This is a genomic window from Streptomyces sp. NBC_00400 (assembly GCF_036048035.1).
Lineage (GTDB): Bacteria > Actinomycetota > Actinomycetes > Streptomycetales > Streptomycetaceae > Streptomyces.
In genome coordinates, this window is the sequence record NZ_CP107940.1 from 6,683,251 (window position 1) to 6,695,058 (window position 11,808).

Genomic DNA, 11,808 nt, shown 5'->3' on the forward strand with positions numbered 1-11,808 from the left:
CGCTGTCCTCAGTCGCCCGCCAGCAGGGCGTCGGTGCACTGTTCCGCCAGGTCCTCGGCGTGCGGGGGCAGCGGGCAGCCGCCGCGCAGATGGCGGCGTACCAGCGACAGCGGGAGATCGATGACGGCGAGCGTCACCCGGTCCAGGCCCGCCCTGCCGTGCAGCCCCAGTGCCCCCGCGAGCGCCGCCATGGCCGCCCGCACCTGGATGTTCCCCTCCTCCGCACGGAGCAGATGCTCGTCGGACCAGTCGTCCCATCCGAAGTCGTGCTCCCCGTACAGGAGCAGCGAGGCCTTCGCCGGGTGGGTGCGGCTCCACGCCACGATGTGCCGGGCGGCCGCCCGGCCCCCGGCGCGCGGGTCCTCCGACGATTCAAGGGCCTCGAAGTAGCCCTCCTGGAAGTCCTCGACGGTACGCAGCCACACCTCGGCGAGCAGTGCCGGGCGGCCGGCGAAGCGGTGGTAGAGCGAGCCGCTGGGCGCGCCGACGGCCGCCGCGACCGCGGACATGGTGACGCCCGACGGCCCGGACTCGGCTGCCAGCCGTACGGCGGCGTCGAGGAGCTGCGAGGTAGCGAAGCGGGAGGGCCTGGCCATGTTCTAGAGGGTACTCTCCACTATGAGGGAGAGCATCCTCCGGAGCGGGGCGGACGGCCCGGCGCGCGGCGACGCCGCCCCCGGGGCGAAGAGGGGGCGGCGTCGTTTCCGGGACGGCCGCGGTGCGGTCGTCAGCCCGGCGCGGTCGTCAGCCGCGGTGCCGGGCGGCCTTGCGGCGGGTGGTGGCGAGCAGCACCCCGGCGCCCATGGCCAGGACGGCGGCGCCGCCGATGGCCAACGGGGCGGTGGAGCTGTCGCCACCGGTCTCCGCCAGCTGCTGCCCGCCGGCCGGCTTGCCGCCGCCCTGGGCCTGCGGGGCGTTGCCGCCGCTCTGCGAACTGCCGCCCGGCGCGGGGGCATCGGCGTCCGCCGGGGTGACGGCACCGATGTGGGGGGCGGCATCGGTGTGGGTGCCGGTGCCGCTGCCTTGGTGGTCGTGCCCGCTCATGTCCATCGACGACTTGCCGGCGCCCGCCGCGAGCTGGTGGGCGGTCGGCGCCGAGGCGGTCGGCGCGGGCTTCGCCGCCACCTGGCCGCTGTCCTTCCCGAAGACGACGTCCGAGCAGGTGTAGAACGCCTCGGGGCTGTCCGATCGCTGCCAGATGCTGTAGATCAGATGGCGCCCGGACCGGGCCGGCACCTTCCCGTTGAAGACGTACTCCCCGTTGGCCAGCTTCGGGTCGGTGACCTTCGCGAACGGCTTCGACTCCAGGTCGGACCACTTCAACGGCTTGGCCGGGTGGTAGCTGCTCTTGGTGAGGTACAGCTCGAACGACCCCTTGTGGGGCGCGGTGGCCTTGTAGTGGAAGGTGTGACTGCCCGCCCGCATCCTGGAGGAGGGCCAGTCGGCGCGGGGCAGGTCCAGGCCCTTGTACTCGGGGTTGTTGGCGCTGCACAGCTTGCCGTCCGGGATACGGGCCTTGGACCGGCCGCCCGCTTCGCCGTCCCGTACGCCGTTCCAGTCGTAGAGCGCCTGGGTGCCACCGGCCCGCACGGCCGCCTTGCACGCCGCGGACTTCGGGCTTTCGGGCCCCTCCGCGAAGCATGCCGACACCCGGCTGACCGGGTCCGTCATCGAGCCGTGCGCGGCGGCCGGGCTCGCGGCGAGCAGGGTGAGCGCGAGCGGGCCGATACCGGCCAGTGCGATCCCGGTGGCCTTGCGACGAGCGGTCATGGTGGGGGTCTCCTTCATCCGTTGCATCGAGCGGGGCGCGAGGCAGCACTGTGGTGGGGGGTCGGGACGCGGACCACGGCGCCGTCCCCCGGAGAGCGGCGCCGGCGGCCCGCAGCGCCGCCTTACGAGAAGCACGCTAGCCCCGCTGAACAGCGGATTTACCCCTGGAGAGCGGTTCCTGAGGATCTTTATGACGGGCTTAAGGAGCCACTAAGCGGGGGCACAGGCAGGCGGGGAGGAAACGGGCACCGGGAGCGGGGAGTGCTGCGTCAGCGGTCCGTGAGTGTCCGGGCCGGTCCGCCTCGGGTGGCTCCTCCGGCCCCGGCTCCCCGTCCTCACCGCCCCTACGCGCCCGTGAAGTCCGCCTGGTCGTCGAGGTCTTCGAGGAGCGTGCCGAGGTCGGCCGGCGGGGCGGTCCCGGTGGTGGGGCCGAGCGGCAGTTCGGCCCAGATGATCTTTCCTTGGGCGGTGTAGCGGGTGCCCCACCGCTGGGCGTAGCGGGCGATGAGGAACAGCCCGCGGCCCCCCTCGTCGGTGGTCCGCGCATGGCGCAGGTGCGGGGTGGTGCTGCTGGCGTCCGAGACCTCGCAGATCAGTTCCCCCGCGCGGATCATCCGCAGGCCGATCGGCCCGGAGGCGTGCCGGATGGCATTGGTGACCAGTTCACTGACGATCAGCTCGGTGGAGAAGCCGAGTTCCTCCAGACCCCATTCGCGCAGCAGGCGGGCCGCGGTCCGGCGGGCCTCGCCGACCGCGGACGGGTCGGCGGGGATCTCCCACGTGGCCAGCCGGGTCCGGGGCAGGGCCCGGGTACGTGCCAGCAGCAGCGCCACATCGTCGACCGGCCGCCCGCCCGGCAGACCACCGATCACCGTCTCGCAGATGTCCTCCAGCGGAGCCTGTGGATCGGCCAGCGCCTGCCGCAGCCTGGTGATCCCCCCGTCGAGATCGAGGGCCTTCCCCAGCAGCAGTCCGTTGGTGTACAGGGCCAGCAGACTCCCTTCCCGCAACGGCAGTTCGACGGATTCGAAGGGCATACCGCCCAGCCCGAGCGGCGGGCCGGTCGGCAGATCCAGCAGCTTGCCCGCGCCGTCGGGGCCGACGAGCAGCGGCGCGGGGTGACCGGCGCGGGCCAGGGTGCAGCGGCAGCTGACGGGGTCGTAGACCGCGTACAGGCAGGTGGCTCCGATGACCCCGTCGTCGGCGTTCGCGTCGTGGGCGACCCGGTTGAGCATGTCGTCCAGATGCGCCAGCACCTCTTCCGGGGACAGGTCCAGGTCCGCGAGCGCCTGTACCGCGGCGCGCAGCCGCCCCATGGTGGCTGCGGCATGCATCCCGTGGCCGACCACATCACCGACCACCAGCGCGACCCGGGCCCCGGACAGCGGGATCACATCGAACCAGTCGCCGCCGACCCCGCTGAGCGAATCGGCCGGCAGATAGCGGTAGGCGGCCTCCACCGCGCACTGCTCGGGCAGATCACGCGGCAGCAGGCTGTGCTGGAGGGTGAGGGCCGCGGTGTGTTCGCGGGTGTACCGGCGGGCGTTGTCGATGGATATCGCGGCGCGGGCGACGAATTCCTCGGCGAGCACCAGGTCGTCGGGCTGGAACGGCCCGGTGGCCTGCCAGCGGGCGAACGTGGCCGCTCCCAGGAAGACGCCCCGGGCCCGCAGCGGCACCACCATCAGCGAGTGGAAGCCCAGAGCTCGCAGGTGCGCCGCCCGGACCGGGTCCTCGGCCGACGGGTCGCCGTCGGCGGGATCCAGCGTCCGGACCAGCGTGGAATCGCCCTTGGTGAGGCTCGCCACCACGGGCGCCGACGGGGGATAGGCGACCGGCTCCCCGATGGCGACCACCGCCTCGGGGCAGCCCTCGTGGACGGACTGCGCTCCCGCCCGGCGCATGGTCAGCAGATCCGCCGCATCCAACGGGCCGGCCGCCGCCTCCTCCCCGGAGAGCAGCGCATCGAGCAGATCGACGGTGACGAAGTCGGCGAGATCCGGCACCGCCGCATCGGCGAGTTCCTGTGCGGTCCGCCAGACGTCCAGTGAGCTGCCGATGCGTTCCCCTGCCTTGTTCAGCAGCGCCATCCGCTGCCGGGCCCGGTAACCCTCCGTGACATCGAGGACCATGTAGCAGATGCCGAGCACCTGTCCTGCCTCGTCCTCCAGCCGGAAGAACGACGTGGAGTAGGCGTGCTCCCGCTCGGGATCGGACTGCGGGCGCCCCAGGTATTCGTAGCCGACCGAGGGGGTGCCGGTACGCAGCACCCGGCGCATCTCCGCCTCGATGGCCTCCACGGCCAGGCCCGGCTGCACTTCCGCCAGGCGTTTCCCGAGACGCTGCTCGCGGCTGGTACCGCCCATCTGTTCCAGGGCGTCGTTCAGCCAGACGAACTGCAGATCGGCGTTGACCATGGCCACACCGATCGGTGACATGCCGAGGATGCCCTCCAGAAACGACCGGCTCGCCCCTGACCACGGCGTCCGGGCCATCTCGGCGGCAAGGACAAGGCGCGAGAAGCCGTTGTGGGCGTCCATGACCGGCAGCACGCGGAACTCCAGGTCGAGCCGGTGCCCGTCCTTGTGGCGTACGGCCTCCAGCCCGCTCCAGCCGTCCGCCGACGCCAGCCGGCTCTCCCACCTGCTGTCCTGATCCGCGCCGGCGCCCACCCCGGCGAAGAGGTCCGCCAGCGGCCGGCCGACGGCCTCGGACACCGGATAGCCGAGAAGCCGCTCGGCGCCCGCGGTCCAGCCCTGCGCCACCCCTGCGCGATCGGCCATCACCACGGCCGTCCGTGTGAGGTCGAAGACCCCGTCTCCGGAGAGACGGCTGCTCTGAGAAGCACTCATCTGACCGGTCCAATGCCGGTCGCACCATGCGGCAGGCGCTCTGTCCGGGGCGGCGCCGCCGCATCCGACCGGCCCCTACAACGGTACTCCCTCACCCTGTCCGGGCGCTCTTCCCGGCGCCCGCTGCAGGGCGCTCCCGGCCCGGGCCGAAATGCGCCCACCCGGCGTTGTCAGTGGTCCCTGGCACCCTCGGCGTATGAGTAGCGACGCGTTCGCCGACCCGGCCCTCCAGCCCTCCGCCGACCTCCCCAACCCCCCTGCCGGCCAGGGGGAATCGGCCCTGCCGACCGCCGACGCCGCCTACTGGGAACAGGCCGCCGCCTCCTTCGACGACGAGCCCGACCACGGCCTTCGCGACCCCGCCGTCCGCTCCGCCTGGGCCGCCCGGCTGCGCTCCTGGCTCCCGTCCGCTCCCGCCACCGTCCTCGACCTGGGATGCGGCACGGGAAGCCTGGCCCTGCTCGCCGCCGAGCAGGGCCACCGGGTCACGGGCGTCGACCGCTCCCCGCGCATGATCGCGCAGGCGCGCGGCAAGCTCGCGGGCCACGACGCCGCGTTCCTGGTCGGGGAGGCCGCCGAACCACCCGTGGGGGAGCAGCGGTTCGATGCCGTCCTGGTGCGCCATGTCCTGTGGGCGCTGCCCGGCCCTTCGGCCGTCCTGCGCCACTGGGCCGGGCTGCTCGCTCCCGGCGGGCGGCTGGTGCTGGTCGAGGGCCGCTGGGGCGAGGCCGAGCCGATCGGCATCCCGGCCGGCGAACTCACCGCCCTGGTCGAGCCGTTGGCGGCACACGCCCGCGTGGAGAACCTTTCGCACGATCCGGTGCTGTGGGGCAAGGAGGTGACCGACGAGCGGTATGCGCTGGTCGCCGAGTTCCCGCCCGGCATACCGCAGTGACCGAGCGGCGTGTCAGGGCGGGTCAGTCCGCCGCCCTTTCCCGCACACACCGCCACGTCGTGGCGAACGGCCGGTAGCCGAAGGAGCGGTTGACGGCGAGCATCGCCGTGTTGCCGGCGTCGTTGTGGGTGAAGGCCTCGGTGCAGCCCGCATCGCGGGCGCGGTGGAGGGAGAAGGCCTTGGCCAGCCCGGCCAGGCCCCGGCCGCGGAAGGCGCGGCGGGTGCCGGTCATGGCGGAGGAGTAGCGGGTGTCACCGTCCGTTGCGGCCAGGGCGAAGGAGGCGATCTCCCCGTCCACGGTCACCACCGAGGTCAGGTCCGGATCGAGATGGGGATGTTCCCAGACATGCAGCAGCCAGTCCTCGTAGGCCATGGCGTCGATGGCCACCTCGCCCGGTTCGTCGGCGCTGACCTCGGTATCCGCGGCATACAGCAGGCGCGGGTCGGCCTCGAAGTCCGCGCCGGTGTGCAGCCGGACACCGGAGGGCAGCGCGGAGGGGAGCGGCGGCAGGCCGCCGGCCGTGAGGTCGAGACGCAGGTAGTGGGCCGGGCGGGCACGGCGGTAACCGTGACGTTGGGCAAAGTCCGGTGTGCCGGGCTCGTCGGCCGCCCAGACGAAGATCCGGTCGGCACCGGCCCCGAAGAGGTGCTCCTCGGCCGAGGCCAGCAGGGCACGGCCGACACCCCGGCCGCGGTGCCCGGGATGGACCTGAAGGGACACCGTGGCCTGGCCGGGGACCTCGGCGTCGTGCAGCACCCCTGCCTGGACCGCGCCGGCGATCCTGCCGCCCAGTTGCGCGACGCACAGCCGCAGGCGCTGCGCCGCGGGGGCGGTGGAGACCTCCCAGGCGATGCCCTGCGGGGTGGAGAGCCGGTAGGGCAGGACGGCCCGCCGCAGGTCGGCGACGGCCTTGGCGTCGGCGGGGCGGTAGTCGCGCACGGTAACGGTAAGTGTCATGACGGCGCACGGTACGCGCCGGTGCGCCGTCGTGCCGCTCCTTTTCCGCGCCCTCGATCGCTCGCCCGGGCGTGCGCTCCCGGTCGGTGCCGTTCCCGGTCGCTGTCACCCCCGATCGCTGTCACCCCCGATCGGTGTCATCCCTCCGAGGAGTGACACCTTCCCGCACGCCCCGGGCTCCTGACGCACAATGGATGCGACAAAACCGCGCACCGACGGACGGGTACGAGCACGGCAGGTGTCCCGGGGCCGAGGCCCCGGGGGTACGAGCCGCCACGCATCCGTCCGCCCCACCCACCGCACCAGGAGCGCCACCGTGTCCCCGCAGACCTTGACCCTCACCATCGATCCGGCGGCGGCCGCCGCGCCGTTCGAGCAGGTACGCACCCAGATCGCGGACCAGGCCAGGGACGGCGGCCTCCCGGTCGGCTACAAACTCCCCACCGTCCGCGGCCTGGCCGAAGACCTCGGCCTGGCCGCCAACACCGTCGCCAAGGCCTACCGCGCACTGGAGACCGACGGGGTGATCGAGACCCGGGGCCGCAACGGCAGCTTCATCGCGGCGGCCGGGGAGGCCGCGGACAAGGAAGCCGCCGCGGCCGCCGAGAGCTACGCCCACCGGGCCCGGCGCCTGGGCCTGGACCACCGTGCCGCGCTCGCCGCCGTCGAGAACGCCCTGCGCGCTGCCTACCCCGACGCCTGAGCCGCAGCCACCACGCCCCACGCCCCACGCCCCACGCCCGAAAGGATCCGCATGCCCAGCAAGCACGCGCTCGTCCGCCGTCCAGGACCCCGCCTCGCCGAGGGGCTGGTCACCCATATCGAACGGCATCCGGTCGACCCCGTGCTCGCCCTGCGCCAGTGGGAGGCCTATGTCCAGGTGCTGCGCGACCACGGCTGGCACACCGTCGAGGCCGCCCCCGCCGACGACTGCCCCGATGCGGTCTTCGTCGAGGACGCCGTGGTGATGTTCCGCAATGTGGCGCTGCTCGCCCGCCCCGGCGCCGGTGTCCGCAGGGCCGAGGTGCCCGGCACCCGCGCGGCCGTGGAGGCGTTCGGCTGCTCCGTCAACGAGATCCGGGAGCCCGGCACCCTTGACGGCGGTGATGTCCTGAAGGTCGGCGACGCCCTCTACGTCGGCCGCGGCGGCCGCACCAACGCCGAGGGCATACGCCAACTCCGCGCCGCCTTCGAACCGTTGGGCGCCCGCGTGATCGCCGTACCGGTGAGCCGGGTGCTGCACCTCAAATCCGCGGTGACCGCCCTCCCGGACGGCACCGTCATCGGCCATCCGCCCCTGGTCGACGACCCCGCCGCGTTCACCCGGTTCCTGCCCGTCCCCGAGGAATCCGGCGCCCATGTCGTGCTGCTCGGCGGCGGCACCCTGCTGATGGCCGCCTCCGCACCCAGGAGCGCGGAACTCTTCGCCGACCTGGGGTATCAGCCGGCCGTCGTGGACATCAGCGAGTTCGAGAAGCTGGAGGGCTGCGTGACCTGCCTGTCCGTACGGCTGCGCGAGCTGTATGCCTGACGGCGCGTCACCCCGGGCAGCTCGTGTGCCTGCCCGGGCCGTACCCCCGGCCGTGCCTATCGTGGCGCCATGAGCAACCTCGACCTCAGACCCGCGCCCCATCCGTGCGGCGGCAACGGCCGTACGGGCCCGGTCCGCGACGTCCAGCCCGGTAAGCAGATGCCGCTCGGCGAGAGCACCGTCGTCCGCAGACTGCTGCCGAACCTCGGCCGGCGGATGGTCGGCGCCTGGTGCTTCGTCGACCACTACGGTCCCGACGACATCGCCGGTGAGCCCGGGATGCAGGTGCCGCCGCACCCGCACATGGGCCTGCAGACCGTCAGCTGGCTGCGCGAGGGCGAGGTGCTGCACCGCGACAGCCTCGGCAGCCTGCAGACCGTACGGCCCAGGGAGCTGGGCCTGATGACCTCGGGCCGGGCCATCGCCCACTCCGAGGAGTCACCGTCCGGCCATGGCCGCATCCTGCACGGCGCCCAGCTGTGGGTGGCACTGCCCGGCGGACACCGCGACACCGCCCCGGCCTTCGAGCACCACACCGAGCTGCCGGTGATCACCGGCGGTGGCGGACTGTCCGCCACCGTCGTCCTGGGTGAGCTGGCCGGCGCCACCTCACCCGGCACCACCTACTCCCCGCTGGCCGGCGCCGACCTCACGCTCGCCGCCGGCACGGACGCCCGCCTGCCGGTCGACCCCGACTTCGAGTACGCGGCGCTGGCCATCTCCGGCGAGAGCGAGGTCGACGGGGTACGCCTCGCCCCCGGCGCCCTCCTCTACCTCGGCTGCGGACGCAGCGAACTGCCCCTGCGCGCCGGCTCCGACAGCAGCCTGATGCTGCTCGGCGGCGAGCCGTTCGAGGAGCAGATCCTCATGTGGTGGAACTTCGTGGGGCGTTCGCAGCAGGACATCGAGGAGGCCCGCGACGCCTGGATGTCGGGGTCCCGCTTCGGCGAGGTGCACGGCTACGACGGGGAGCGGCTGCCGGCCCCCGACCTTCCGGCGGTGCCCATGAAACCGCGGGGACGGGTGCATTGACGGGGCGGGCGGTGGTGGTACCGGAGGGAGGCTCGTAGGGCAGACGACCGGGGCCGGGGGCTCGGACGTGCAGAGATTCACAGGGGCGCAAGGGCGCAAGGGTGCAGGTTCACAGGGCCAGAGGTTCACGGAGTCGGAGGTTCACAGGTAGAGCCCCGCATCGGCACCCGAGTCCTGGGGCGGGACCGAAGCGGGCCGGGTGCCGCGCCGCAGTGCGTAGAGTTCGGCGAGCGAGGCGCCCTCGCGTCCGATGCCCTGCTCCGTGCCGAGCCAGCGCACGGCCTCCGGGCGGGTCAGCGGCCCGACCTCGATCCGGGCCAGACAGCGGCCGGGGCGGACCACCGCCGGATGCATCCGCTCCAGATCCTCGTTGGTGGTCACCCCGACCAGGACGTTACGGCCCTGGCCCAGCAGTCCGTCCGTCAGATTGAGCAGCCGCGACAGCGCCTGGCCCGCGGCGTGCTTGGCCTCGCTGCGGATCAGTTCGTCGCAGTCCTCCAGGAGCAGCAGCCGCCAGCGGCCCTTGCCGGTGCTGTCGTCCTCGCCGATCGCGATGTCCATCAGATAGCCGACGTCGTGGAACAGCCGCTCCGGGTCCAGGACGCAGTCCACCTGGCACCAGTCGCGCCAGGAGCGGGCGAGCGTGCGCAGCGCGGAGGTCTTGCCCGTACCGGGCGGGCCGTGCAGCAACAGCAGCCGTCCGGCGATCTCCTCGGGCGCCACCTTCATCAGCCGGTCCATGGCCTCGGCCACCGGCGCGGTGTAGTTGGGCCGGATCTCCTCCCAGGTGCCGGCCGAGATCTGCCGGGACGTGCGGTGCGGTCCGCGACGCGGCGAGAAGTACCAGAAGCCCATCGCCACGTTCTCCGGCTGCGGCTCCGGTTCGTCCTGTGCACCGTCGGTGGCCGCTCCCAGCACCTTCTCGGCCAGCTCGTCGGTGACGGCGGTGACCGTCACATCGGCGCCGCGGTTCCAGCGGGAGACCAGCAGGGTGAAACCGTCGCCCTCGGCGAGCGTGGCGCTGCGGTCCTCGTCCTTCGCCGAGCGCAGGACCCGCGCGCCCGGCGGCAGCAGCGTCAGGCCGGACTTCACCCGGTCCAAGGACCGGCTGCGGGCGTACGGCTGTTCTCCCTTCGCGAATCGCCCGAGGAAGAGCGCGTCGACGACATCGGCGGGCGCATCGCTGTCGTCCATGGTCAGCCGGAGCGGAAGGGACTCCTCGGCGGCGGACGGCTGGACGTGATCGGCACACATGCCGCCATGATCTGTCACAGCCGTCCGCCACGTACACGGATTATCCCGGCGTTTTCCCTGCACCAGAACAGAACTGTTACCCAGAAACTCGGGCGTAGTGGGTGGTTCGCTGGCTAATCTGCCCATTGTGCGACGCCATGGTGGGGAACGTCAGGGCCGGGGGGCTGCGATCGCGGCCGGGGTGGCGGTGCTGGCGATACTGCTGGCCCTCTGCTCCCTTCCGGGCGACGAGGGCGGGGATGCGAAGCGGCCCGCGCGCCCGCGCGTCGCCGGCCCCGCGGTGGGCTGGGGGTTCACCCACACCCAGTTCAGCGCGGACGACGGCACCGATGCGGCCACCGCACGGGCCGCGCGGCTGCTGTCCGCCCACCCGATGCCGCAGAACCAGCACCTGATGGGCTGGGGCGCGGACAACCCCGAACCGAGTCCGGGCCGCTATGACTTCGCCGGCCTGGACCGCCGGCTCGCGCTGATCCGGCAGACCGGCGGCACCCCCGTGCTGACCCTGTGCTGCGCACCGGACTGGATGAAGGGCGGCCCGGCAGGGCACACCGACTGGAGCACCCTGGAAAAGGCGCCAGGACCGGCGCATTACGCGGACTTCGCCGCGCTGGCCGGAAAGGTGGCCCAGCGCTATCCGGACGTACGGCACTTCGTCGTCTGGAACGAATTCAAGGGATTCTTCGACGACGCCAAGGGCCGCTGGAATTACGAGGGGTATACCCGCCTGTACAACCTGGTCTACCGCGCGGTGAAGAAGGTGAACAGCGCCAATCAGGTGGGCGGCCCCTATCTCGTGATGGACAGTTATGCCCCGGGCGACGACACCTACGCCTCCGGCCTCAAGGGCCCCTGGGGCAGCATCGACCGGCGCGCTCTCGACGCCTTCGCCTACTGGAACCGGCACAAGGCCGGCGCGGATTTCCTGGTCGTCGACGGCTCCAGCTACAGCAAGGACAACCGGTACGTCCCGGATGCGTTCGCCGCCACCCGGAAATTCGCCGACGTGGGGCGGTGGCTGCGCAAGGAGAGCGGGCTGCCGCTGTGGTGGGCGGAGTGGTACGTCGAGGTCCCGGACGCCCACGACGACCGGGCCGGCTGGAGCGAGCGCCGCCGCACCGCCGTACAGGCCACCGCGCTGATCGAGATGGCGGCCGGCGGCGCCGGCAGCGGGTTCTACTGGAACCCGGAGACCCGGGGAGCGCACTGCCCCGGATGCCTGTGGACCAGCACGGAACGGGACGACGGGGGAACGGGGCTGCCCATGATGGACCTGCTGTCCCACTTCTCCCGCGCCTTTTTGCCGGGGGATCGGCCGCAGGACCTCGACACCGGCGGGACGACGGTCCGGGGGCTGGCCGATGACCGGACGGCGCTGCTGGTCAACACCAGGGACCGCCGCGCCGTGGCGAGAGTGGACGGCAAGGACGTCACGCTCGACGGATACCAGGTGCGGTGGATCGACCGCACCTGACCCGCACCTGACCCGCGCGTGCTGCGTTCCCGGACGGCTCCT

10 protein-coding genes are annotated in these 11,808 nt (G+C 72.7%); 5 read left to right on the forward strand and 5 right to left on the reverse strand.

Translation table 11 applies throughout. From position 1 onward, the window contains the following. Positions 1-8 precede the first annotated feature (8 nt). The 3 genes from OHS81_RS29230 to OHS81_RS29240 form a co-directional block, all read right to left on the reverse strand. Complete coding sequence (locus OHS81_RS29230; protein WP_328388106.1) at positions 9-596, reverse strand: TetR/AcrR family transcriptional regulator; 588 nt, start codon at positions 594-596, stop codon at positions 9-11. A 148-nt stretch (positions 597-744) separates the two neighbouring features. Then, positions 745-1,770: a lytic polysaccharide monooxygenase gene (locus OHS81_RS29235; protein ID WP_328388108.1), complete on the reverse strand. Its 1,026-nt coding sequence runs from the start codon at positions 1,768-1,770 to the stop codon at positions 745-747. Between the two features lie 344 nt (positions 1,771-2,114). Beyond that, entirely contained in the window at positions 2,115-4,622 is a 2,508-nt protein-coding gene (locus OHS81_RS29240) for a SpoIIE family protein phosphatase (protein ID WP_328388110.1), read from the reverse strand. A gap of 196 nt (positions 4,623-4,818) precedes the next feature. Between OHS81_RS29240 and OHS81_RS29245 the strand changes: the two genes are divergently transcribed. Continuing rightward, complete coding sequence (locus OHS81_RS29245) at positions 4,819-5,517, forward strand: class I SAM-dependent methyltransferase (protein ID WP_328388112.1); 699 nt, start codon at positions 4,819-4,821, stop codon at positions 5,515-5,517. 22 nt (positions 5,518-5,539) lie between these two features. Here the strand turns inward: OHS81_RS29245 and OHS81_RS29250 are convergent, their stop codons facing one another. Continuing rightward, complete coding sequence (locus OHS81_RS29250) at positions 5,540-6,475, reverse strand: GNAT family N-acetyltransferase (RefSeq protein WP_328388114.1); 936 nt, start codon at positions 6,473-6,475, stop codon at positions 5,540-5,542. 316 nt (positions 6,476-6,791) lie between these two features. Between OHS81_RS29250 and OHS81_RS29255 the strand changes: the two genes are divergently transcribed. The 3 genes from OHS81_RS29255 (at position 6,792) to OHS81_RS29265 (ending at position 9,038) form a co-directional block, all read left to right on the forward strand. Further along, positions 6,792-7,178 (forward strand): GntR family transcriptional regulator, encoded by a 387-nt coding sequence (locus OHS81_RS29255; protein WP_328388116.1) that lies wholly within the window; start codon positions 6,792-6,794, stop codon positions 7,176-7,178. A 51-nt stretch (positions 7,179-7,229) separates the two neighbouring features. Further along, complete coding sequence (gene ddaH, locus OHS81_RS29260; protein WP_328388118.1) at positions 7,230-8,006, forward strand: dimethylargininase; 777 nt, start codon at positions 7,230-7,232, stop codon at positions 8,004-8,006. A 69-nt stretch (positions 8,007-8,075) separates the two neighbouring features. After that, positions 8,076-9,038 carry a pirin family protein gene (locus OHS81_RS29265; RefSeq protein WP_328388120.1) on the forward strand — a complete coding sequence of 321 codons (963 nt, stop codon included), beginning with the start codon at positions 8,076-8,078 and terminating at the stop codon, positions 9,036-9,038. 141 nt (positions 9,039-9,179) lie between these two features. Here the strand turns inward: OHS81_RS29265 and OHS81_RS29270 are convergent, their stop codons facing one another. Next, positions 9,180-10,292: a DUF5925 domain-containing protein gene (locus OHS81_RS29270; protein ID WP_328388122.1), complete on the reverse strand. Its 1,113-nt coding sequence runs from the start codon at positions 10,290-10,292 to the stop codon at positions 9,180-9,182. Between the two features lie 127 nt (positions 10,293-10,419). On the opposite strand from OHS81_RS29270, the gene OHS81_RS29275 reads away from it, so the two are divergent. Then, complete coding sequence (locus OHS81_RS29275) at positions 10,420-11,766, forward strand: xylan 1,4-beta-xylosidase (protein ID WP_328388124.1); 1,347 nt, start codon at positions 10,420-10,422, stop codon at positions 11,764-11,766. Positions 11,767-11,808: the final 42 nt, after the last annotated feature.